Source organism: Geodermatophilus sp. SYSU D00779 (genome assembly GCF_054050595.1).
Window position 1 is genome coordinate 121090 of sequence record NZ_JBJGZQ010000009.1, and the last position, 22810, is coordinate 143899.

20 protein-coding genes are annotated in these 22810 nt (G+C 75.2%); 6 read left to right on the top strand and 14 right to left on the bottom strand.

Annotated features, from left to right (window positions below):
* Positions 1–197 precede the first annotated feature (197 nt).
* From tkt to ACI79G_RS09470, 6 genes are all read left to right on the top strand, one after another.
* Entirely contained in the window at positions 198–2423 is a 2226-nt protein-coding gene (gene tkt, locus ACI79G_RS09445; RefSeq protein WP_456880874.1) for a transketolase, read from the top strand.
* 86 nt (positions 2424–2509) lie between these two features.
* Positions 2510–3613: a transaldolase gene (gene tal / locus ACI79G_RS09450; RefSeq protein ID WP_456880875.1), complete on the top strand. Its 1104-nt coding sequence runs from the start codon at positions 2510–2512 to the stop codon at positions 3611–3613.
* 227 nt (positions 3614–3840) lie between these two features.
* Positions 3841–5358, top strand: a complete 1518-nt coding sequence (gene zwf, locus ACI79G_RS09455) for a glucose-6-phosphate dehydrogenase (RefSeq protein WP_456880876.1) — start codon at positions 3841–3843, stop codon at positions 5356–5358.
* A gap of 40 nt (positions 5359–5398) precedes the next feature.
* The gene (locus tag ACI79G_RS09460; RefSeq protein ID WP_456880877.1) at positions 5399–6520 is read left to right on the top strand and encodes a glucose-6-phosphate dehydrogenase assembly protein OpcA; all 1122 of its coding nucleotides are present in this window, start codon (positions 5399–5401) and stop codon (positions 6518–6520) included.
* Positions 6517–7332, top strand: coding sequence for a 6-phosphogluconolactonase (pgl, locus tag ACI79G_RS09465; RefSeq protein ID WP_456880878.1), 816 nt, complete (start codon positions 6517–6519; stop codon positions 7330–7332). Before ACI79G_RS09460 ends, pgl begins: the two co-directional genes overlap by 4 nt.
* A 99-nt stretch (positions 7333–7431) precedes the next feature.
* A complete protein-coding gene (locus ACI79G_RS09470) occupies positions 7432–7590 on the top strand; it encodes a hypothetical protein (RefSeq protein WP_456880879.1) in 159 nt (52 codons plus the stop codon).
* Between the two features lie 61 nt (positions 7591–7651).
* On the opposite strand, the gene ACI79G_RS09475 is transcribed toward ACI79G_RS09470, so the two are convergent.
* From ACI79G_RS09475 to ACI79G_RS09540, 14 genes are all read right to left on the bottom strand, one after another.
* The gene (locus ACI79G_RS09475; RefSeq protein ID WP_091217129.1) at positions 7652–7993 is read right to left on the bottom strand and encodes an RNA polymerase-binding protein RbpA; all 342 of its coding nucleotides are present in this window, start codon (positions 7991–7993) and stop codon (positions 7652–7654) included.
* Positions 7994–8242: 249 nt separating this feature from the next.
* Positions 8243–8476 (bottom strand): preprotein translocase subunit SecG, encoded by a 234-nt coding sequence (gene secG, locus ACI79G_RS09480; protein WP_091217127.1) that lies wholly within the window; start codon positions 8474–8476, stop codon positions 8243–8245.
* 154 nt (positions 8477–8630) lie between these two features.
* The gene (locus tag ACI79G_RS09485; RefSeq protein WP_456880880.1) at positions 8631–10418 is read right to left on the bottom strand and encodes an ABC transporter substrate-binding protein; all 1788 of its coding nucleotides are present in this window, start codon (positions 10416–10418) and stop codon (positions 8631–8633) included.
* 34 nt (positions 10419–10452) lie between these two features.
* Entirely contained in the window at positions 10453–11280 is an 828-nt protein-coding gene (tpiA, locus tag ACI79G_RS09490; RefSeq protein ID WP_456880881.1) for a triose-phosphate isomerase, read from the bottom strand.
* Positions 11281–11295: 15 nt separating this feature from the next.
* Complete coding sequence (locus ACI79G_RS09495; protein WP_456880882.1) at positions 11296–12489, bottom strand: phosphoglycerate kinase; 1194 nt, start codon at positions 12487–12489, stop codon at positions 11296–11298.
* Between the two features lie 2 nt (positions 12490–12491).
* Positions 12492–13496: a type I glyceraldehyde-3-phosphate dehydrogenase gene (gene gap, locus ACI79G_RS09500; RefSeq protein ID WP_456880883.1), complete on the bottom strand. Its 1005-nt coding sequence runs from the start codon at positions 13494–13496 to the stop codon at positions 12492–12494.
* Between the two features lie 689 nt (positions 13497–14185).
* Positions 14186–15166: a DNA-binding protein WhiA gene (whiA, locus tag ACI79G_RS09505; protein ID WP_091217613.1), complete on the bottom strand. Its 981-nt coding sequence runs from the start codon at positions 15164–15166 to the stop codon at positions 14186–14188.
* A gap of 27 nt (positions 15167–15193) precedes the next feature.
* Positions 15194–16282, bottom strand: coding sequence for a gluconeogenesis factor YvcK family protein (locus ACI79G_RS09510; RefSeq protein WP_456880884.1), 1089 nt, complete (start codon positions 16280–16282; stop codon positions 15194–15196).
* Positions 16282–17316: an RNase adapter RapZ gene (gene rapZ, locus ACI79G_RS09515; RefSeq protein WP_456880885.1), complete on the bottom strand. Its 1035-nt coding sequence runs from the start codon at positions 17314–17316 to the stop codon at positions 16282–16284. The genes ACI79G_RS09510 and rapZ overlap by 1 nt, the downstream gene beginning before the upstream one ends.
* Positions 17313–19373 (bottom strand): excinuclease ABC subunit UvrC, encoded by a 2061-nt coding sequence (gene uvrC / locus ACI79G_RS09520; RefSeq protein ID WP_456880886.1) that lies wholly within the window; start codon positions 19371–19373, stop codon positions 17313–17315. The genes rapZ and uvrC overlap by 4 nt, the downstream gene beginning before the upstream one ends.
* Positions 19374–19442: 69 nt before the next feature.
* Positions 19443–20363, bottom strand: a complete 921-nt coding sequence (locus ACI79G_RS09525; protein WP_456880887.1) for an alpha/beta fold hydrolase — start codon at positions 20361–20363, stop codon at positions 19443–19445.
* Between the two features lie 86 nt (positions 20364–20449).
* On the bottom strand, positions 20450–20746 hold the full coding sequence (locus tag ACI79G_RS09530) for a hypothetical protein (RefSeq protein WP_456880888.1): 297 nt from the start codon (positions 20744–20746) through the stop codon (positions 20450–20452).
* 115 nt (positions 20747–20861) lie between these two features.
* Positions 20862–22091: a saccharopine dehydrogenase family protein gene (locus ACI79G_RS09535; protein ID WP_456880889.1), complete on the bottom strand. Its 1230-nt coding sequence runs from the start codon at positions 22089–22091 to the stop codon at positions 20862–20864.
* 61 nt (positions 22092–22152) lie between these two features.
* Positions 22153–22803, bottom strand: a complete 651-nt coding sequence (locus ACI79G_RS09540) for a LysE family translocator (protein ID WP_456880890.1) — start codon at positions 22801–22803, stop codon at positions 22153–22155.
* Positions 22804–22810 lie beyond the last annotated feature (7 nt).

Genomic DNA, 22810 nt, shown 5'->3' on the forward strand with positions numbered 1-22810 from the left:
TCACGTTGGTGCTGCGCACCCAGCGGGTAGGGCCGACGTCGACGACGACGGTGCGTCCTGGTGAGGAGCAGCCGGGCCGTGACTGACGCGAGGCCGGTCGCTGGGGCCAGGCACCGCCGTCCGCCCGGGTCCGACAGGTCGCCGCTGATCGCCCGGGCGGGTCCCGCACGGCCGACCCGAGGGAGCACGACAGACCGATGACCACCGACGACGCGACGAAGGGCACCGAGGCCGAGGCCCCGGCCGAGGCCGCCACCGACGCACCCACCGGCGACCCGCGCCAGCCGCACCCGACACTCCCGGAGGGCTTCGGGGAGCTCGACCGCCGCGCCATCGACACCGCCCGTGTGCTGGCGATGGACGCCGTCCAGAAGGTGGGCAACGGCCACCCGGGGACGGCGATGAGCATGGCCCCCACCGCCTACCTGCTCTTCCACAAGTGGCTCCGGCACGACCCCAGCGACCCGAACTGGATCGCCCGCGACCGCTTCGTGCTGTCCATGGGCCACTCGAGCCTGACCCTCTACATCCAGCTCTACCTCTCCGGCTACGGCCTGGAGCTGGAGGACCTGGAGGCGCTGCGCACCTGGGGCTCGAGGACCCCGGGCCACCCCGAGGTCAACCACACCCCCGGCGTGGAGACGACGACCGGTCCGCTGGGCCAGGGCGTCGGCAACGCCGTCGGGATGGCGATGGCCGCCCGCCGCGAGCGCGGCCTGTTCGACCCCGACGCCCCCGAGGGCGAGAGCCTCTTCGACCACACCGTCTGGTGCTTCGCCTCCGACGGCGACATGGAGGAGGGCGTCAGCGGCGAGGCGTCGTCCCTGGCCGGCACGCAGCAGCTGGGCAACCTGGTGCTCGTCTACGACGACAACCACATCTCCATCGAGGACGACACGAACGTCGCCTTCACCGAGGACGTCGGCAAGCGCTACGAGGCCTACGGCTGGCACGTGCAGCACGTCGACGACGGTGAGGACCTCGCCGCGGTCGACGCCGCGTTCGCGGCGGCCAAGGCCGAGACCGGCCGGCCCTCGCTCGTCGTGCTCCGCACGATCATCGCCTGGCCGGCGCCGAACAAGCAGAACACCGGCGCGGCGCACGGCTCGGCGCTCGGCGACGACGAGGTGCGCGCCACCAAGGAGGTCCTCGGCTTCGACCCGGACAAGACCTTCGACGTCGACGAGGAGGTCCTCGCCCACGCCCGCTCGGTCGTCGAGGAGGGCCGCAAGGAGCGCGCCGCGTGGGACGAGCGGTTCGCCGCCTGGGCGCGGGACAACGCCGACGCGGCGGCACTGCTCGACCGGATGCGCACCCGCACCCTGCCCGAGGGCTTCGGCGCGGACCTCCCGAGCTGGGACGCCGACCCGAAAGGCGTGGCCACCCGCAAGGCCTCCGGCGAGGTGCTCGCCGCGCTGTACCCGGTGGTGCCCGAGCTGTGGGGCGGCTCGGCCGACCTCGCGGAGAGCAACAACACCGCGGTCAAGGGCGAACCGTCGTTCCTGCCGGCCGACCGCCAGACCAAGATGTGGTCGGGCGGGCCGTACGGGCGCACGCTGCACTTCGGCGTCCGGGAGCACGGGATGGGCGCGATCATGAACGGCATCGCGCTGCACGGCGGCACCCGCGTCTACGGCGGCACCTTCCTCACCTTCTCCGACTACATGCGCGGCGCGGTGCGGCTGGCCGCGCTCATGCAGCTGCCGGTCACCTACGTCTGGACGCACGACTCCATCGGCCTGGGCGAGGACGGCCCGACCCACCAGCCGATCGAGCACGTCGCGGCGCTGCGGGCCATCCCCGGCCTGGACGTCGTCCGCCCGGCCGACGCCAACGAGGTCGCCGTCGCCTGGCGGACCGTGCTGGAGAACAACGACCGCCCGGCCGGCCTGCTGCTGTCGCGGCAGAACCTGCCGGTGTTCGACCGCTCGGAGTTCGGCTCCGCCGAGGGTGTCGCCCGCGGGGCCTACGTCCTGGCCGAGGCGTCGAACGGCAGCCCCGAGGTGATCCTGCTCGGCACCGGCTCCGAGGTGCAGATCGCCGTCGCGGCGCGCGAGCGCCTGGAGGCCGACGGCGTGCCCACCCGGGTCGTCTCGGTGCCCTGCGTCGAGTGGTTCGCCGACCAGGACCAGGCCTACAAGGACGAGGTCCTGCCGCCCACCGTCCGCGCCCGGGTCAGCGTCGAGGCCGGCGTGCCCATGGGGTGGCGCGAGTTCGTCGGCGACGCCGGCCGGATCGTCGGCCTGACCCACTACGGGGCCAGCGCCGCCTACTCCGTCCTCTACGAGCAGTTCGGCCTCACCGACGAGGCCGTCGTCGCCGCTGCCCGCGAGTCGATGGAGGCCGCGCGGGCGGGGAACGCCGTCCCCGCCGGCCCGGTTGCAGCCACCGGGGGCCTCCCCCACCCCACCGGCGACCGATGAAGGACCACCCTTCCTCCCACGCCCCGCAGGCTCGGCGCGGGACCCTGGAGGGTGGCCGTTCCAGCACCTCACCAGGAGGACCTGACATGGCAGAGAACGAGAAGCTGGCCGAGCTGTCGTCGGCGGGGGTCGCCGTCTGGCTCGACGACCTCTCCCGCGACCGCATCCGCAGCGGCAACCTGCAGTCCCTGGTCGACGAGTACTCCGTCGTCGGCGTCACGACCAACCCGACCATCTTCGCCGCGGCGATCAGCGGGTCGGAGTCCTACGACGACCAGCTGCACGCCCTCGCGGTGCGCAGGGTCAGCGTCGAGGAGGCGCTGCGCACCATCACCGCCTCCGACGTCCGGGACGCCTGCGACCTGCTCGCGCCGGTCGGGCAGCGGCAGCCCGGCGACGGCCGGGTGTCGCTGGAGGTCGCCCCCGGCCTGGCGCACGACACCGACGCCACCGCGGCCGAGGCGGCGCACCTGTGGTGGCTGGTCGACCGGCCCAACCTGTTCATCAAGATCCCGGCGACGGAGGCCGGCCTGCCGGCCATCACGACGTCCATCGCGCGGGGCATCAGCGTCAACGTCACCCTCATCTTCAGCCTCGAGCGGTACCGGGCGGTCATGGACGCCTACCTCGCCGGGCTGGAGCAGCGGCTGGCCGAGGACGCCGACGCCGACCTGTCCGGCATCGCCTCGGTGGCGTCGTTCTTCGTGTCCCGCGTCGACACCGAGATCGACAAGCGGCTGGAGAAGGCCGGCGCCGACCAGCTCAAGGGCAAGGCGGCCCTGGCCAACGCCCAGCTGGCCTACCAGGCCTACGAGGAGGTCTTCTCCTCCGACCGCTGGCAGGCGCTGGAGGCCAAGGGCGCCCGCCCGCAGCGGCCGCTGTGGGCCTCGACCGGCGTGAAGAACCCCGAGTACGCCGACACGCTCTACGTCAGCGAGCTCATCGCCCCCGGCACCGTCAACACGATGCCGGAGAAGACGCTCAAGGCCTACGCCGACCACGGCAGCCCGGGCACCCCGGTGCAGAAGACCTACGACGACGCCGCGGCCACGATGAAGGCCATCGCCGACGCCGGGGTCGACCTCGACGACGTCTTCCGCGTGCTGGAGGACGAGGGCGTGCAGAAGTTCGTCGACTCGTGGGACGAGCTGACCGAGTCGGTGCGGACCCAGCTGGAGGACAAGGCCTGACCCCCGGGGCCCCGCGCACCCCGCCTGGTCGGCGGGTGCGCGGGGCCCCGCTCCGTCGGCCGGGAGCCGAGCGGGGGCTCCCGGTCCGTGGTCCGCCGCGCCGCGGGAGGCCGCTCGCCGCGCGGATCCGCCGCGGAGACGGAGAATCGACGCAGTTCCCGCACGCTCCCGTCGCCCGGTGCACCGCCGCGCCGGAGCGCGGGTCCCTCCCGACCTCGAGGACGGACATGATTCCCAACCCGCTGCGCGATCCGCGGGACCGGCGGCTGCCCCGCGTACCCGAGCCCTGCGCCCTGGTCGTCTTCGGCATCACCGGGGACCTCGCCCGCAAGAAGCTCCTCCCGGCCGTCTACGACCTGGCCAACCGCGGGCTGCTGCCCACCAACTTCGCCCTGCTGGGCTTCGCGCGCCGTGACTGGGGTGACGAGGACTTCGCCGAGCTGGCCCGCGACGCCGCCCGCAAGGCCGCCCGGACCCCGTGGCGGGAGGAGGTCTGGGAGCGGCTGGCCGGCAGCGTGCGCTTCGTGCAGGGCTCCTTCGACGACGACAACGCCTTCGACGAGCTGGCCGCGACCCTCGGCGAGCTCGAGGGCAGCCACGGCATCGGCGGCAACGCGGCGTTCTACCTGTCCATCCCGCCGGCGATGTTCCCGGTCGTGCTCAAGCAGATGCAGCGCACCGGCATGGCCGACAGCACCCCCGGACGGTGGCGCCGGGTCGTGGTGGAGAAGCCGTTCGGCACCGACCTGGCCTCCAGCAGGGAGCTGAACGAGCTCGTCGACTCCGTGTTCACCGCCGAGGACGTCTTCCGCATCGACCACTACCTGGGCAAGGAGACCGTCCAGAACCTGATGGCGCTGCGGTTCGCCAACGAGCTGTTCGAGCCGGTCTGGAACGGCCACCACGTCGACTCGGTGCAGATCACCATGGCCGAGGACGTCGGCATCGGCGGGCGGGCGCAGTTCTACGAGCAGACCGGCGCCGCCCGGGACGTGCTGCAGAACCACCTGCTGCAGCTGCTCGCGCTCACCGCGATGGAGGAGCCGGTCGAGTTCTCCGCCGAGGAGATCCGCACCGAGAAGCTCAAGGTGCTGCGCGCGATCTCGCTGCCCGAGGACCTCTCGACCTTCGCCGTCCGCGGCCAGTACGAGCAGGGGTGGCTGGCCGGCCAGCGGGCCACCGGCTACCGGCAGGAGGAGGGCGTCGACCCGCACTCCAGCACCGAGACCTACGCCGCCGTCCGGCTGGGCGTGGAGACCCGGCGCTGGGCGGGCGTGCCGTTCTACCTGCGCACCGGCAAGCGGCTGCCGCGGCGGGTCACCGAGATCGCGCTGGTGTTCAAGCGCGCGCCGCACCTGCCCTTCGCCGACACCGACACCGAGGAGCTGGGCCACAACCAGCTGGTCGTGCGCGTGCAGCCCGACGAGGGAGTGACCCTTAAGTTCGGGTCGAAGGTTCCCGGCAGCGTGATGGAGGTCCGCGACGTGTCGATGGACTTCCTCTACGGCGAGCAGTTCACCGAGGCCAGCCCCGAGGCGTACGAGCGGCTGCTGCTGGACGTCCTGCTCGGGGACGCCACGCTGTTCCCCCGCAACGCCGAGGTCGAGGCCTCGTGGTCGGTGATCGACCCGCTCGAGGAGTTCTGGGCCGGGACGACGCCGCAGCCGTACCGGGCCGGCGAGTGGGGGCCGCGGGCGGCCGACGAGATGCTCGCCGCCGAGGGCCGCCGGTGGCGGCGTCCGTGAGGCGGGTACCGGCTACCGCCGCCCGACGGGAGGGAACCCGATGACGACCCTGTGGGACACCACCGGCTCCGCGGTGGTCAAGGAGCTCGCGGCGCAGCGGCGCACCGGCGGCGCGGTGCTCTCCGGCGTCGCGCTGACCCTCGTGGTCGTGGCCGACGAGAACCGGGTGGCCGAGGCCGAGGAGGCCGCGACCGCCGCCGCCGAGCAGCACCCCTGCCGGCTGCTGATCGTCGTCCGCCGGCAGATCGAGGCGCCGACGCCGCGGCTGGACGCCGAGGTGCTGATCGGCGGGCGGCTGGGCCCGGGCGAGGCCGTGGTCATGCGCATGTACGGCCGGTTGGCGCTGCACGCCGAGTCGGTCGTGCTGCCGCTGCTGGCCGCCGACGCCCCCGTGGTGACCTGGTGGCACGGCACCCCGCCGGACCAGCTGGCCACCGACGCGCTGGCGGTGATCGCCGACCGGCGGATCACCGACAGCTCGCTGGCCGAGGACCAGCTGGCCGCGCTGCGCGCCCGCGCCGAGGACTACGCGCCCGGCGACACCGACCTGGCCTGGACCCGCAGCACGCCGTGGCGGTCCACGCTCACCTCGACGGTCGACTCGGTCTCCGGGCGCCGTGGGGACGCCGTCCGGGTGCTCGGCGGCCGGGTGGAGGGCGACCCGGGGCACGCGACTGCGCTGCTGCTGGCCGGCTGGCTGAGCGCGCGCTGCGGCTGCGCGATCCCGGTGGTGTCCGGCGAGCGACGCCCCGGCCCCAGCGGCGTCTCGGCCGTGGTGCTGGAGCTCGACCAGGACGAGCAGGTGCGGGTGGAGGCCACCCGGCGCGGCGGCGCGGTCATCCACCAGCCCTACCGGCCCGAGGCGACCGTGGCCCTGCCCGACCGGCAGCTCGGCGACCTGGTCGGTGAGGAGCTGCGCCGGCTGGACCCCGACGAGCCGTTCGCCGACGCGCTGGAGGCCACGACCGGCGTCCCGGACCTGGCGTACCGCTCCCCCGTGCGCGAGTACGTGTGGTTCGACCCCGCCGAGGAGAACGCCGGCAGCGGCGGGCAGACGCTCCCCGCCGTCCCACCGGACTCGGAGGGCACCGACGAGGTGGCCCAGCAGGGCGTGGACGACCCCGACCAGGGCGCCCGCGACGCCGGGCAGGCCGTCCCGTGACGCTGCCTCCCGGGGACCGGATCGCCGCCCGGCTGGCCGAGGAGGGCCGGCCCGTCCCGGACGTCGTCGTCGAGCCCGACGCCGACCGGCTGGCCCGCGCGGTCGCCACGGCGCTGGTCGCCCGGCTGGCCGCGGCGCAGGCGGTGCACGGGACGGCGTCGGTCGTCCTCACCGGCGGGGGCATCGGCACCGCCGTCCTCGAGCGGGTCGCCGACCTGGTCCGCGAGCCGGCGCGGGAGCGGGTCGACTGGACCGCCGTCGACGTCTGGTGGGGCGACGAGCGCTGGGTCCCGGCCGACGACGACGAGCGCAACGAGCTCGGCGCGCGGCGGGCACTGCTGGACCCGGCCGGCGTCCCGGCGGAGCGGGTGCACGCGATGCCGGCCTCGGACGCCGGGTTCGCCGAGCCCGAGGACGCCGCCGCCTGGTACGCCGAGCAGCTGGCCGCCGCGGCACCGGAGGGCGGGGCGCTCCCCCGCATCGACGTGCTGCTGCTGGGCATGGGCCCGGAGGGGCACGTGGCGTCGATCTTCCCGGGGACGCCTGCGGTCTCCGACGAGCGCACGGTGGTCGCGGTGCGCGATTGCCCCAAGCCGCCACCCACCCGGGTCAGCCTGGGCTTCCCTGCGATCAACGCGGCCGAGGAGGTGTGGCTGCTCGTCTCCGGCTCGGCGAAGGCACCGGCCGTGGCGCGGGCGCTGACCGCCGGCACGACGCCGGACGAGCTGCCTGCGGCCGGGGTGCACGGACGCCGGGCCACCCGGTGGTTGCTGGACGCCGAGGCCGCTGCGGAGCTCGACGGGCGGAGCTGAGCCGGGGTCCGGCGACCCTGGCGGGGAGGCCGGGCGGCGAGCAGACTGCGGTCCGCGACCGCAGCCACCCGGCCGCCGGCCCTCCCCGTGGAGCCCGCGATGACGCGCCCCGCCCCCGCTGCCCGCCGCACGCCTCGTCCGGTGCGGGAGGTCGTCCCCGTGGCACCGCCCGGGCACCGGGGGTGCTACTGGAACTGGGAGCGGGCGGCCTGGGTGGTCTGGACGACCGTGCCCCAGCCGCGACCGCCGCGCGAGTAGGACGGGGCCTCAGGGGTGGCCCGTCCGGGACCCTGGCCCCTGCAGGGTCCCGGGTCCGCTCTCAGGCGCCGCGGCGGGCCCGCAGCTTGGCCAGCGCCTCCTCGAGGAGGGCGTCACCGTCGGCGTCGCTGCGCCGCTCGCGGACGTAGGCCAGGTGGGTCTTGTAGGGCTCGGTGCGCGGTGCGGGGGGCGGCGCCGCCTGGTCCTGGCCGGCCGGGAGGCCGCAGCGGGGGCAGTCCCACAGCTCGGGTACCTCGGCGTCGGAGGCGAAGGACACCTGCGTCTCGTGGCCCTGGGCGCACCAGAACGGCACCCGCCGGCGGGGCGCTGCCTCCCCGCGCTCGGCCTCGCCCATCGGGCCCGCTCCCACCCGCGTCCCCCGGATCGCGTTACCACCAGCCACCAGTGCCCCCTGCGCGTCTCGGCGATCTGCGGCGACGAGTGGCCGCCGGGGCAGTCTAGAACCTGGATCTTGCCACGGAGAGGACTTTGGTCCCGGTGACCTCGGCATTCACCGGACGCCGAGGCGAGCGCTGGGCGTGCTGAACGGCCTCGTCAGAGGCTCGCCGCGAACCTGGTGACGTGCTGGAACGGCCCCGTCCTGGGCACCGCCCCGAGCGCGCGAGGGATGGGGCGAGGACGGGGTCCTCGTTCAGACCTTGAGCAGGATGCCCAGGGCGATGATGCAGACCGTCCAGATCAGGCCGATGAAGACGGTCAGCCGGTTGAGGTTCTTCTCCACCACCGAGGAGCCGGACAGCTGCGAGGAGACCGCACCGCCGAACATCGAGGACAGGCCCCCGCCCTTGCCGCGGTGCAGCAGGATCAGCACCACGAGGAGCACGCTGGTGAGCACCAGCAGCACGTTGAGGACCAGCTCGACCATGCCCCGAGGGTAACCGACCGGCCGCGGGAGGCCGTCGAGCCGACCGTCCCCGGCCGCCCGCGTCCCCGGGCGGTCAGCGGCTGTGCACACGGTCCGCTCCCGCGCCCGGGTCCGCTCCTCGCTCGCTGGCGCTCGCTGCGATGCCCCCGCGCTGTCAGCGGACGCCGGCGGTCGCCAGGTCGTAGCTCGTGTACGGGCCCATCACCACGCCGTTGCGCAACCGCTGGCCGGCCAGCAGCTGCACCCGCGACTCGGCGAGCGGCACGTACGCGCCGGTGGCGGTGGCGGCGGTCGCCACCTCCCGCCAGGCGGCGCGGGCGGCCTCCGGGTCGCCGGCGGCCGCGCGCGCCGCGTCGATGAGTCCGTCGATCCCGGGATCGGCGAGCCGGGCGAAGTTGGTGTTGCCGACGGTGCTCACCGACCGGCCGTCGACCAGCGGGACGAGGAACGAGCCGGGGGTCGGGAAGTCGGCGGTCCAGGTGGCCAGCACGATGCCGATGCCGTTGTCGCGGACCCGGTCGGGGTTGCCCACCTCGGTGGCGTAGAAGCTGGGCGCGTCGAGTGGGCGGACCTCGGCCCGGATGCCGACGCGCGACAGCTGCTCGGCCACCTCCTCGGCGACGGCCACACCGGTGGGGGCGTCCGGGACGGCGAGCACGGTGTCGAAGCCCTCCGGCTGCCCGCAGGTGGTCAGGGCCTCCTGCGCCGCGGCCGGGTCGGGCGTCGGGTCGGGTTCCTCCGGCCCGTCCTCCACACCGCGCGGCCACAGCTGCGAGGTGCGCACGGCCTCCGTCGGCCCGCCGAGCACCTCCTGCACCGCGACGCGGTCCACCACGGCGGCGACCGCGGCCCGGCAGGCCGGGTCGTCGAACGGCGCGACGTCCGTCGGCAGCGCGAGCAGCCGGACGACGTTGTTCGTCACCTCGTCGATGCGGTCGACCAGCGGGACGTCGCCGCCGGTGTCCTCACCCAGCCGGGCCGTCGTCGGGGCCTGGATGCCGGCGCCGGAGATGTCGACGTCGGCGGACCCGGCCAGCAGCGCCTGGTCGCGCTCCACGCCGGTCAGCCCGGTGCGCACGACGACCCGGTCGGGCAGCGCGGTGCGGACCTCGTCGGTCGCCGGATCCCACTGCGGGTTGCGCTCGAGCACGATGCCGGTGACGTCGTCGCGCGTGGCGACCGCGTACGGGCCGGAGGACACCGGGTCGCCGCCGTAGTCGGCGCCGGTGTCGCTGTCGGCCGGGACCGGGCTGCTCGAGGGCAGCCCCATGACGTACGGGAAGTCCGGCTGCGGCGAGCGCAGCCGGAAGGTGATCGTGCGGTCGTCGGGGGTCTCGACCGAGGCCAGCCCCAGCCGGCCGGGGGTCTCGTCCTGGTACGGCCCGGCGTAGGGGTTCTCCGGGTCGTCGAGCAGCTCGACCACGCGGGTGGGGCCGCCGACGACGACGTCCGAGGCGAACGAGCGCTCGATGCCGTACTTGACGTCGCGCGAGGTGATCGGCGCGCCGGTCTCGAAGCGGACGCCCTCGCGGAGCGTGAACGTCCAGGTCGTGCCGCCGTCCGGCGTGGTGCCGAGGTCCGTCGCGAGGTCGGGCACCAGCTCGCCGGTGCGGCCGGGCTCGGAGGAGTAGCTGACCAGCGTGCGGGTGTAGAGCCGCATGAGGTTCCACACGCCGGGGAGGTAGGAGCGCTGCGGGTCGAGGTTGTCGACCTCGCCGGTCACCACCCGCAACGTGCCGCCGGTGGCCTCGGACGGCGCCCGGACGCCGGTGACGCCGGTGTCCGGGCCGCCGCCGAAGACGGGGAGCGTGGAGCTGTCCTCACCGGCGTTGGCGCAGCTGACCGCCACCCCGACCACCAGCAGGACGACGGCGGCGATGCCGGCCACCCGGCCGCGGGTGCCCCGCGCCCAGGCGGGGCCCCGCTCCAGCGTGCTGTCCAACCCCACCCGCTCCCCGCCCGTCCGGCGGCGGCGGTCAGCCGACGTCGGCGGCTGTCCGACAGATCTGCGCGAACTCGTCGCCGTCCAGGCTGGCACCGCCGACGAGTGCACCGTCGACGTCCGGCCCGGCCAGGATCCCGGCCGTGTTCGCGGCCTTCACCGACCCGCCGTAGAGGATACGGACGATCCCGGCGGTCTCCGCGCCGAAACGCTCGGCGAGCCGTGACCGTACGGCACCGCACACCTCCTGGGCGTCCTCGGGCGTGGCGACCTCGCCGGTGCCGATCGCCCACACCGGCTCGTACGCGATCACGATGCCGGTCCCCTCCCCCGGGCTCGTGAGCTGCTCGGCGGTCAGCCCCTCGAGCGCGGCGTCGAGCTGGGTGGTGCAGTGCGCGACGTGCTCGCCGGCCCGGCGGACCTCCAGCCCCTCCCCCACGCAGAGGATCGGCACCAGCCCGTGCCGCAGCGCCGCCTGCACCTTCGCGGCCACCACGGCGTCGTCCTCACCGTGCAGCGCGCGCCGCTCGGAGTGGCCCACGACGACGTAGCGGCAGGCCAGCGCCGCGAGCATCGCGCCGCTGACCTCGCCGGTGTAGGCGCCGGAGTCCTGCGTCGAGAGGTCCTGAGCGCCGTAGCCGATCCCGAGCTTGTCGCCGGTCACCAGCGTCTGCACGCTGCGCAGCGCGGTGAACGGCGGCAGGACGACGACCTCGGCGGCCTCCAGCTCGGGCTCCTTGAGGCTGAAGGCCAGCTTCTGCACCAGGCCGATCGCCTCGAGGTGGGTGAGGTTCATCTTCCAGTTGCCGGCGATGAGCGGCCGGCGTCCCCCACGGCGTGCGGGAGTGCCCCTGCGTGCCACGTCCGTCCTCCTCGGTCAGTCGGCCAGCACCGCGAGGCCGGGCAGCTCCCGGCCCTCGAGGTACTCCAGCGACGCGCCACCGCCGGTGCTGATGTGGCCGTAGGCGGCCTCGTCGAGGCCGAGCTGGCGCACCGCGGCGGCGGAGTCGCCGCCGCCGACGACCGACAGGCCGTCGACCGCGCCCACCGCCTCGGCCACCCCGCGGGTGCCGGCCTGGAAGGTGCTGAGCTCGAAGACGCCCATCGGGCCGTTCCAGAAGACGGTGCGGGCACCGCCCAGCTCGCGGCCGAAGGCCTCCACCGTGCGCGGGCCGACGTCCAGGCCCATCTGGTCGTCCGGGATCTGGTCGACGGGGACGGTGGTCGTCTCCACCTCGGCGCTGAACTCCGGCGCGCAGACCACGTCGAGCGGCAGCACGATCCGCTCCCCCGCCTCGGCCAGCAGCCGCCGGCAAGTCTCGACCTGGTCGGCCTCCAGCAGCGACTTCCCGACGCCGTGGTCCTGGGCGGCGAGGAAGGTGAAGCACATCCCCCCGCCGACCAGCAGCCGGTCGACCTTGGGCAGCAGCGCCTCGATGACGGCGAGCTTGTCGCTGACCTTCGAGCCGCCGAGCACCACGACGTAGGGCCGCTCGGGGTCCCGGGTCAGCCGGGTCAGCACGTCGAGCTCGGTGGCCACCAGCCGCCCGGCGACGTGCGGCAGCCGCAGCGCCACGTCGTACACCGAGGCGTGCTTGCGGTGCACCGCGCCGAACGCGTCGTCGACGAAGACGTCGGCGAGGGCGGCGAACCGGTCGGCCAGCTCGCCCCGCTCGGCGTCGTCCTTCGACGTCTCGGCGGCCTCGAAGCGCACGTTCTCCAGCAGCAGGACGTCGCCGTCGCCGAGCGCCCCGGCCCGGGTCCGGGCGTCCTCCCCGGCGACGTCGGTCGCCAGCGGGACGTCGGCGCCGAGCAGCTCCCCGAGCCGCGCGGCGACCGGCGCCAGCGAGTACTGCGGGTCCGGTGCGCCCTTGGGCCGGCCCAGGTGGGCCGCGACCACGACGCGGGCGCCGGCGTCGCGCAGCGCCTGCAGCGTGGGCAGGCTGGCGCGGATCCGGCCGTCGTCGGTGATGGCCCGGGTGGACTTGTCCAGCGGGACGTTCAGGTCGGCGCGCAGGAACACGCGCCGACCCGAGACGCCCTCGGCGAGCAGGTCGTCGAGGGTCCGCATCGTTACAGCGAGCGGCCGACGAGCTCGACGGAGTCGACCAGGCGGTTCGAGTAGCCCCACTCGTTGTCGTACCAACCGAGCACCTTGGCCATCGGGCCGAAGACCTTGGTCAGCTTGCTGTCGTAGATGCAGCTGGCCGGGTCGGTGACGATGTCGGAGGAGACGATCGGGGCGTCGGTGTACTTGAGGATGCCGGCCAGCGGGCCCGAGGCGGCCTCGCGGTAGGCGGCGTCGATCTCGTCGGCCGGCACCTCGCGGGAGAGCTGCACGGTGAGGTCGGTCGCCGAGCCGGTGGGCACCGGGACGCGGACCGCGTAGCCGTCGAGCTTGCCGTTGAGCTCGGGCAGGACCAGCCCGATCGCCTTGGCCGCACCGGTCGAGGTCGGGACCATGTTGAGCGCGGCGGCGCGGGCACGACGGAGGTCCTTGTGCGGGCCGTCCTGCAGGTTCTGGTCGGCGGTGTAGGCGTGGATCGTGGTCATGAGACCGCGCTCGATGCCGAAGCTGTCGTTGAGCACCTTGGCCAGCGGGGCCAGGCAGTTCGTCGTGCAGGACGCGTTGCTGATGATCGTCTGCGAGCCGTCGTACTTGTCATGGTTGACGCCCATGACGATGGTCAGGTCGTCGCCGGTGGCCGGCGCGGAGATGACGACCTTCTTGGCGCCGCCGGCGTCCACGTGCTTGCGCGCGTCGTCGGCCTTGGTGAAGAAGCCGGTGGACTCGACGACGACGTCGACGCCCAGGTCGCCCCACGGCAGGTTGGCCGGGTCGCGCTCGGAGAGCACCTTCATGGTGCTGCCGCTGATCTTGATGCCCTCGCCGTCGGCGGCGACGTCCTCGGACAGCACGCCCAGGATGCTGTCGTACTTGAGCAGGTGCGCGAGGACCTCGGGGCTGGTGAGGTCGTTCACCGCCACGATCTCGATGTCCTTGCCGCTGGCCGCGGCGGCCCGCCAGAAGTTGCGTCCGATCCGGCCGAAGCCGTTGATGCCCACCCGTACGGTCACAGCTGACCCTCCATGTGCTCGATCGGTCTGTCGCCTCGGTCGGCCGCGCGGGCGCGCGGCCGCGATCTGCGACGACCCTATCGGCCAGCACCCCGGCCGTCCGGTCGAGGCTCAGCAGCCGGGCACCGGCTCCGCGACCCCGGCGCCGCCCGCAACGGGGACGTGCGCCCCGTCGGGACCGCCGGGGACCGCGGCCACGACCCGGTCCCGTCCGGTGGCCTCGGCGGTGTCGAGCGCCTGGTCGGCGGCCTGCGGCAGCGCGGCCGCGGCGCTGCCCCCCGCGGGGCGGACGGCGACGCATGCTCACGCTGAGGCCGACGTCGTCGCCGTCGAGCAGGTGCCGGACGGCGGCGACCAGGGGGCCGCCCCGGCCTGCCGTGGTGTCGGAGGCCGCGACCGCGCGGGGACCGGCCACGTCCCCCACCGGCCGGCCGCGACCAGCTCACCGGTGAGCTCGGGGCGCAGCCGCCCCAGCTTCCGCACGGCAGCCGGGTCGACGTCGAGGAGGACGCCGTCCGGGTCGCACGCCCCGTGAGCCGGGCATCGACGCCCGGCTCGACCGGCTGGAGGCCCGTCACCCGATCGGGTGAGGGGCGCCCCCCGCGGCCGCGGGGGGCGCCCCTGGTGACCGGCGGGAACGGCCCCGTCCCGGGTCCCACCCTGGGCCTGCGGAGGGCGGGGTCCTCCGGCTACTGGGTCAGCATGTCCTCGGTGACGACGGACTCGGTGTCCGGGATGCCGAGGTCCTTGGCGCGCTTGTCGGCCATGGCCAGCAGCCGGCGGATCCGGCCCGCGACGGCGTCCTTGGTCATCGGCGGCTCGGCGCGCTGCCCCAGCTCCTCCAGCGAGGCCTGGCCGTGCTCGAGCCGCAGCCGGCCCGCGACGAGCAGGTGCTCGGGAGCGTCGCCGTCGAGGATCTCCAGCGCCCGCTCCACGCGGGCGCTGGCGGCGACCGCGGCGCGGGCGGAGCGGCGCAGGTTGGCGTCGTCGAAGTTGGCCAGCCGGTTGGCGGTCGCCCGGACCTCGCGGCGCATCCGCCGCTCCTCCCAGGCCAGCACCGCGTCGTGGGCGCCCATCCGGGTCAGCAGCGCGCTGATCGCGTCGCCGTCCCGCACGACCACCCGGTCGGCGCCGCGGACCTCGCGGGCCTTCGCGGCGATGCCCAGCCGGCGGGCCGCACCCACCAGCGCCATCGCGGCCTCGGGCCCCGGGCAGGTGACCTCCAGCGAGGAGGACCGGCCCGGCTCGGTCAGCGAGCCGTGCGCCAGGAAGGCCCCCCGCCAGGCGGCCTCGGCGTCGTTGATCCCACCGCTGACCACCGACGGCGGCAGCCCGCGGACCGGACGACCGCGCTGGTCGACCAGCCCGGTCTGCCGGGCCAGGCCCTCGCCGTGCTTGGCGATGCGGACCAGGTAGCGCACCCCGCGGCGGATGTTGCCGCCGGCCAGCACGCTCACTCCGCTGGTGTAGCCGTAGACCTCACTGATGTCGCGACGCAGGCGACGGGCCACCGACCCGGTGTCCAGCTCGGCCTCGATGACCACCCGGCCACCGACGATGTGCAGGCCGCCGCTGAACCGCAGCAGCGCGGTGACCTCCGCCTTGCGCTCGGAGGTCTTCGTGCACTCCACGCGCGACAGCTCGTCCTTGACCATGGCCGTCATCGCCATGCCGTCCACCCCCACGTTCCCCCGGGCTCAACCAGCCCCATGTGCGGCGTTCCCTTCGTCTCCCCCTCGTACCGGATCCGGTACGTGAGGTTGCGGTACCGGCTCGCGTTCGTCCATGCCCTGCCGCGTCCCGAGCGCCTGGCGGAGAGCTCCGGCCAGGCGCGCCGGGTCGTGCCGCGGCACGCCACCGTCCTCGGCGACCCGGGCCAGCACGAGCTCGGCACCGCACTCACGTACCGCAGACAGGAGACCACAGCGGTCAACCACCGATTCCTCATCGGCGATCACCGTGTGCAATGCCACTCCGCCGAGATGGCCCTGCAGGACGGTCAGGTGCTCCTCCGGCGAGAAGCCGTCGGTCTCCCCCGGCTGGGGTTCGAGGTTGAGGACGACGACCACCCGGGCGCTGCTCGCGGCGAGCGCGGCGCGCAGCCGCGGCACCAGCAGGTGCGGCAGCACGGAGGTGTACCAGGAGCCCGGGCCGAGGGAGACGACGTCGGCCGTGGCGATGGCGTCGAGGACGGCGGGGTGCACCGGCGGGTCGGCCGGCGCGACGAGGATGTGGCGCACCCGGCCGGGGGTCGCGGCGATCGCCGACTGCCCGCGGATCGTGCGGGTGCGGACCGGGTCGTCGGGGTCGGCGCTCTCCACCTGGGCGACCAGGTCGAGCGGGACGTCGGCCATCGGCAGCACCCGCCCGCAGGCGCCGAGCAGCCGGCACACGTCGTCCAGCGCGCGGACGGTGTCCCCGCCGTGCATCTCGGTCAGGCCGGTGAGCACCAGGTTGCCCACCGAGTGGCCGGCCAGGACGCCCGTGCCGCCGAGGCGGTGCTGCAGCAGCGCCGCCAGCTGCCGGGTGTCCTCGCGCTCGCCGGCCAGGGCGGCCAGGGCCATGCGCAGGTCCCCGGGGGGCAGCACGGGCATCTCCCGGCGGATCCTCCCGGAGGAGCCACCGTCGTCGGCGACGGTCACGACCGCGGTGAGGTCCGGCGTGATCCGGCGCCAGGCGGCGAGCGCGGCGGCCAGGCCGTGGCCCCCGCCGAAGGCGACGACCCGCAGCGGCCGGACCCCGGTCCCGTCCGCGCCGGCGGGCCGGACGGACTCCGCGGCGCCCACTACTCGCGGCCCAGGTCGCGGTGCTGGACGGCGGCGTCGACGCCGTCCGCGCGCAGCCGGCGGGCGAACTCCTCGGCGATGGCGACGCTGCGGTGCTTGCCGCCGGTGCAGCCCACGGCGAGGGTGAGGTACCGCTTGCCCTCGCGGCGGTAGCCGGGGATGAGCAGCCGCAGCACGTCGGTGTAGCGGTCGAGGAAGGGCCGGGCGTCCTCCTGGCCGAGGACGTAGTCGCGCACGTCCGGGTCCTGGCCGGTGTGCGGGCGCAGGTCGGGCAGCCAGTGCGGGTTGGGCAGGAAGCGGGCGTCGACGACGAGGTCGGCGTCCAGCGGCAGGCCGTACTTGAACCCGAAGCTGAGCACCGTCGCGGTCAGCGGCGGCGTCTTGCCCTCGCGGGCGAAGGCGTTCTCCAGCGTGGCGCGCAGCTGGTGGACGTTGAGGTCGCTGGTGTCGACCCAGAGGTCGGCCTCGCCGGCGATGCCGGTCAGCAGCGCCCGTTCCTCGGTGATGCCGTCGGTGAGCGTGCCGCTGCCCTGCAGCGGGTGCTCCCGGCGGTTGGACTCGTAGCGGCGGACCAGCACCTCGTCGCGCGCGTGCACGTAGACCACCCGCGGGCGGTGGCCGGCCTCGGCGAGCACCCGGATCGCCTCCTGCAGGTCGCTGGAGAAGGCCCGGCTGCGCACGTCGACGACGGCGGCGAACCGGCGGACGTCGCCGCGCGCGCCGAGCTCGACCATCGGCAGCAGCAGCGCCGGCGGCAGGTTGTCGACGACGAACCAGCCGAGGTCCTCCAGCACCCGCCCGGCGCTGTTCTTGCCGGCGCCGGAGAGCCCGGTGACGACGACGACGTCCAGGGGCTGGGTCTCGGTGGACGACGGGTCCAGCGGCGGAGGGACGTCGCTGTGCGGGTGGCCCGGCGTGCCGGGAGGCACCTCGAGGTGGGCGGTGTCCCGGTGGTCGGTCTCCTGTACGGCGTCCTGGGGTGCGGTGTCCTGGGGTGCGGCGTCCTGGGGTGCGGTCTCGACCCGTTCGCTCACGAGACCACCAGTCCGACCTCGGCGGTGGCGCCGGAGCCGCTGCGGGGGGTGCCGCGCTCGGCCGGGCCGGCCGGGGCGGTCGTCGTCTCGACGGTCTCCTCCGCGGCGTCGTCGTCCGCGTGCGCCGGGGCCGTCGCCTCCCCCGCCTCCGGCTGTGCCACCGCCGCCAGCACGGCCTCCGCCGTCCGCCGGCCGATGCCCGGCACGGCCATCAGCTCCTCGACGGTGGCGGCACGCAGCCGCTTGAGGGACCCGAACTGCTTCATCAACGCCTTCCGCCGCGACTCCCCGAGACCGGGGACGTCGTCCAACAGGGAGACCAGCATGCTGGTGGACCGCTTCTGCCGGTGGTAGGTGATCGCGAAGCGGTGCGCCTCGTCGCGGACCCGCTGCAGCAGGTACAGCGCCTCGGAGGTGCGCGGCAGGATGACCGGGTCCGACTCCCCGGGCAGCCACACCTCCTCCATCCGCTTGGCCAGGCCGCACACGGCGACGTCGACGACGCCGAGCTCGTCGAGCGACCGGGCGGCCGCGGCGACCTGTGGCGCACCGCCGTCGACCACGAGCAGGTTCGGCGGGTAGGCGAACCTGCGCGGCCGGCCCTCCTCCGCGGCGATCCCCTGCTCGTCGCGGCGGTCGGCCTCCTCCTTGAGGTGGCGGGCGAACCGGCGGCGGACGACCTCGGCCATCGCCGCGGTGTCGTCGGTGCCCTGGTGGACCGAGAAGCGGCGGTAGTCCGACTTCTTCGCCAGCCCGTCCTCGAAGACCACCATCGACGCCACGACGTTGGTCTGCTGGACGTGCGAGATGTCGATGCACTCGATCCGCAGCGGCGCCTCGGGCAGCTCGAGCGCCTCCTGCAGCTCCGAGAGCGCCAGCGAGCGCGCCGTGAGGTCGCTGGCCCGCTTGACCCGGTGCCGGGCGAAGGCCTCCTTGGCGTTGCGCTCCACCGTCTCCAGCAGGGCCCGCTTGTCGCCGCGCTGCGGCACCCGGAGGCTGACGCGGCTGCCGCGGAGCTCGCTGAGCAGCTCCTCGTAGACGTCGGCGTCGTCGGGCAGCTCGGGGACCAGCACCTCCCGGGGCACCGCCTCCCCGGCCTCGCCGACGCCGGTCGCCTCGTCGACGCCGCCGTAGACCTGCAGCAAGAACTGCTCGACCAGCTCGCCGGTGGTGACCTCCTCGACCTTGTCGACGATCCAGCCGCGCTGGCCGCGCACCCGCCCGCCGCGGACGTGGAAGACCTGCACCGAGGCCTCGAGCTCGTCCTGGGCGAAGGCGACGACGTCGGCGTCGGTGCCGTCCCCGAGGACGACGGCCTGCTTCTCCATCGCCCGCTTGAGGGCGCCGAGGTCGTCGCGCAGCCGGGCGGCCTTCTCGTACTCCATCGCCTCGGCCGCGGCGGCCATCTCGCGCTCCAGGCGGCGGACCATCTGGTCGGTGCGGCCGGCCATGAACTCGACGAAGCCGTCGACGATCTCCCGGTGCTCCTCGGCGGAGACCCGGCCGACGCAGGGGGCGGCGCACTTGCCGATGTAGCCGAGCAGGCACGGGCGGCCGATCTGCCCCGCGCGCTTGAAGACGCCGTTGGAGCAGGTGCGGGCCGGGAAGACCCGGGTGAGGGTGTCGAGCGTCTCGCGGATCGCCCAGGCGTGCGCGTACGGGCCGAAGTAGCGCACGCCCTTCTTCTTCGGGCCGCGCATCACCTGCAGCCGCGGGTACTCCTCGTTCAGGGTCACGGCCAGCGACGGGTAGCTCTTGTCGTCGCGGTAGCGGACGTTGAACCGCGGGTCGAACTCCTTGATCCAGTTGTACTCGAGCTGGAGGGCCTCGACCTCGGTGCCCACGACGGTCCACTCGACGCTGGCCGCCGTCGTCACCATCTGCCGGGTGCGCGGGTGCAAGCCCGCCACGTCGGCGAAGTAGCTGTTCAGCCGCTGCCGGAGGCTCTTGGCCTTGCCGACGTAGACGACCCGGCCGTTGGGGTCGCGGAACTTGTAGACGCCGGGTGACTCCGGGATGCTGCCGACCGCCGGTCGGTACGTGGACGGGTCGGGCATGTACCCCAGGTTAGGTGGGCCGGACGACGGTTCGCCGACCAGATGACACCGGTGTGATCCGGACGCCGGTCAGCCGCCGAGCCGGGCCCCCAGCCAGGCGAGCAGGTCGCCGGTCACCTCGTCGCGGTTGGTCTCGTTGAAGACCTCGTGCCGGGCGTCGGGGTAGACCCGCAGCTCCACCGGCAGGCCGCGGTCGCGCAGCAGGTCGGCCAGCGCGGCGACCTGGGCGGCGTCGGTCCCGCCGACCGGGTCGCACTGCCCGGCCAGCAGCAGCACCGGCAGCCCGTCGGGGAGCCCCGCCACGCCCTCGGGGCTGGCCGCGTGGGTGACCAGCGCGAACATCCCGGCGCCGTAGCGGTACGTGGGCGGGACGTCGTCGCCGCACAGCGGGTCGGCGAGGTAGGCGTCGACCTCCGCCGGGTCGCGGGTGAGCCAGTCGTAGGGCGTGCGGGCGGGCTCGAAGGGCGCGTTGAAGGCGCCGAGGGCGTCCATCGGCTGGTCCCCCATGCCGCCGGCGACGGCCGCCTCCAGCTGCGGCACCGCCTCGGCCAGCTGGGGCGCGACGCCGATCGGGCCGGACAGCACCAGGCCGGCCAGGTCCGCGCCGTCCCGCTCGGCGGAGGCCAGCGCGACCGCCGAGCCCAGCGAGTGGCCGAGCAGGAAGCGCGGGACGCCGGGGTGGTCGGCGGCCAGCCGCTCCCCCAGGTCGCGGACGTCGTCGAGGACGGCGTCGCTCGTGGCCCCCTCGCCGAAGCCGCCGGCGCCGGTGGACTCCGCGCTGAGCCCGTGCCCGCGCTGGTCGAGCGCGGCCACGGCGAACCCCTGGGCGGTCAGCGCGCCGGCCAGCCGCTCGTACCGCCCGGCGTGCTCGGAGAGCCCGTGCACCAGCTGGACGGCCCCCCGCACCGGGCCGTCGGGCGTCCAGCGGCGCTCGGCCAGCCGGGCGCCGTCGCGGGCGTCGATCCAGGTGACGGGAGCGGGGCTGGTCATCGGGCTGGCCTCCTCGGACGGCGTCGTCGCCGGTCAGCCTGCCCGTCCACGGCCGCCCGCGCAGGTCCGGGGGCGGCTCGCCGCGGTCAGCCGACCGGGCGTGAGCGGTGCACCGCCCCGGCCCACGGCCCGTGCGCCAGGACGGCGGCACCGGCCCGCCCGGCGAGCCGCACCGCCCGCCGGGCCAGCACGAGGGCCGAGAGCACGCCCACGCCGCCGGCCAGGACGGCGACCGCGCCCGGCACCGCCTCGCCGGTGACCGCGAGCGCGCCGATCGCCACCAGGGCGAGGAGGACGACCGCGGACCGCACGCCGCCCCCCGGGGACGTCGGCGAGCCGCAGTTCGACAGGTCCGGGTCACAGTCGGGCGTGAGCGCGGTCACCGGCGCCTCCTCGATCGGGGACCCGCCACACCGCGACCGCGGCGTGACGTGGATCACACGGAGGGTAGGGCGTGGGTCGCCCTCCGCTCAAGCCCGGCGTCCCCGGTCGAAGGGCTCACGTCTCCGCGACCTCGTAGGTGTGCCCGGCGGCGCGCAGGCGCTCGACCAGCACGGGCCCGAGCGCGGTGGCGGGGGTGAGCGACCCGGCCCGGTCGGGCAGCCGGTCGCCGTCCAGGGCCAGGCCGAGGACGGTCTCGCCCAGCATGACGGCGGTGGCGGCGTAGCCGGGGTCGCCCTGTCCGGCGGCGGTGGCGCGGTAGCGGCGTCCGCTCCCGGTGGTCGCGTCGACCTCCATGCGGAACCAGCCGCGGGCCCGGGTCCGCTCGCCGGGGCCGGTGCCCGGTTCGGGCAGCACCCGGTCCAGGAGGGACCGGGTCGGGGGCAGGCTCATCGCGGCGGCGAAGCCGGCCAGCGCGCCCGTGACCGCGGTGGCCGCCGCGGCACCGGGGATCCCCCGCCCGCAGCCCATCACCTCGCCGTAGCGCAGGTCGCGGCCGTACGCCCAGTCCTGCAGGGCGTTGCTGCGGCGGACGACGCGGGTGTTGAACGGGGCCATGACGAACGGTGCCGTCCAGCGGCCGTCGGGGGTGCGCGACGGCGGACCGGCGTCGCGCGGCTGCCGGGTGTCGGGCTCGGCGGCGCGGTCGGGGCTGAGGGCGAACGGGTCGCCGACCAGCCGGCGGGCGGCGGCGTCGCGGCGCAGCTCCTCGAACTGGACGCGGACGGAGTCCACGGTGCCGCCGCTGAACCCACCACGGGCGGTGGCGACCAGCTGCACGTCGCGCAGGCCGCCGGCTCCGTCGGCCCGCGCCCGCTCGGCGAGCAGGAGGACGGAGAGGTCGGAGGGGATGGAGTCGTAGCCGCAGGCGTGGACGACGCGGGCGCCGGTGTCGCGGGCGACCGCGTCGGTGGCGTCGATCGCCCGGCGGACGAACAGCACCTCGCCGGTGAGGTCGGCGTAGTGCGTGCCGGCCCGGGCGCAGGCCTCGACCACCGGCAGGCCGTGGCGGGCGTACGGGCCCACGGTCGTGGCGAGCACCCGGGTCGAGGCCGCCAGCGCGGCGAGCGAGGCGGCGTCGGTGGAGTCGGCCTCGACCAGCGGCCAGTCGCGGGCGGCCGCCGGCAGCTCACCGCGCACCCGCTCGAGCCGGCTGCGGGACCGGCCGGCCAGCGCGATGCGGAGGCCGGCCGGGGCGGCGCCGGCGAGGTACGCGGCGAGCAGCCGGCCGACGAAGCCGGTGGCGCCGTAGACGACGAGGTCGTGGTCCCGCTGTGCGTCCGTCACCCGGCCATCGTCGCCCAGCGGCCCGTCGGTGGCAGGCCCCTCCGCGGAGCACGTCCGGGTCTCACCGGTCGGCGGCCGCGACCCGGACGCCGAGGCCGACGAGGACCGTGCCGCTGACCGCCTCCAGACGGCTGCGGACCCCGGGGCGGCGGAACCACGCGCCGGCACGGGCGACGGCGGCGGCCAGCCCCGTGTACAGCGCGGTCTCGATGGCCACCTGGACCAGCGCCAGCACCGCGGTGGTGGCGAACAACGGCCGGTCGGTCGGGACGAACTGCGGGTAGAAGGCCATGAGGAAGACGGCGGCCTTGGGGTTGGCGAGCTGGACCAGGAGCCCCTCGCCGAACGCCGTCCACCGGCCACGCCGGTCGGGGCCGACCGGCGGTGCCGGGGCACCGGCCTCGATCGGGGACCTCCGGGCGCGCCAGGCGGCCCGCCAGGCCTGCAGCCCCAACCACACCAGGACGACCGCGCCGACGACCCGCAGGACCAGGAAGGCGACCTCGGAGGCGGTCACCAGGGCGGCGGCACCCGCAGCGGCCAGCAGGGCCCACACGTAGAGCCCCGCCTCGAGCCCCAGGACGGTCGGCACCGCTCCGCGGAAGCCGCGCAGCGCGGCCCGCCGCAGGACGAGGGCCACCGCCGGCCCCGGCGACGCCGCGATCAGCACCACGGCGAGGACGAACGCCGGTGAGGCCGCGACCAGGTCCACGGCCCCG

Excerpts from the sequence above, each read along its gene's own strand:
- ACI79G_RS09460 (WP_456880877.1), top strand. The coding sequence starts at position 5,399 with ATGACGACCCTGTGGGACACCACCGGCTCCGCGGTGGTCAAGGAGCTC.
- zwf (WP_456880876.1), top strand. The coding sequence starts at position 3,841 with ATGATTCCCAACCCGCTGCGCGATCCGCGGGACCGGCGGCTGCCCCGC.
- whiA (WP_091217613.1), bottom strand. The coding sequence starts at position 15,166 with ATGGCGATGACGGCCATGGTCAAGGACGAGCTGTCGCGCGTGGAGTGC.
- uvrC (WP_456880886.1), bottom strand. The coding sequence starts at position 19,373 with ATGCCCGACCCGTCCACGTACCGACCGGCGGTCGGCAGCATCCCGGAG.
- ACI79G_RS09525 (WP_456880887.1), bottom strand. The coding sequence starts at position 20,363 with ATGACCAGCCCCGCTCCCGTCACCTGGATCGACGCCCGCGACGGCGCC.
- tkt (WP_456880874.1), top strand. The coding sequence starts at position 198 with ATGACCACCGACGACGCGACGAAGGGCACCGAGGCCGAGGCCCCGGCC.
- ACI79G_RS09470 (WP_456880879.1), top strand. The coding sequence starts at position 7,432 with ATGACGCGCCCCGCCCCCGCTGCCCGCCGCACGCCTCGTCCGGTGCGG.
- ACI79G_RS09495 (WP_456880882.1), bottom strand. The coding sequence starts at position 12,489 with ATGCGGACCCTCGACGACCTGCTCGCCGAGGGCGTCTCGGGTCGGCGC.
- secG (WP_091217127.1), bottom strand. The coding sequence starts at position 8,476 with ATGGTCGAGCTGGTCCTCAACGTGCTGCTGGTGCTCACCAGCGTGCTC.
- tal (WP_456880875.1), top strand. The coding sequence starts at position 2,510 with ATGGCAGAGAACGAGAAGCTGGCCGAGCTGTCGTCGGCGGGGGTCGCC.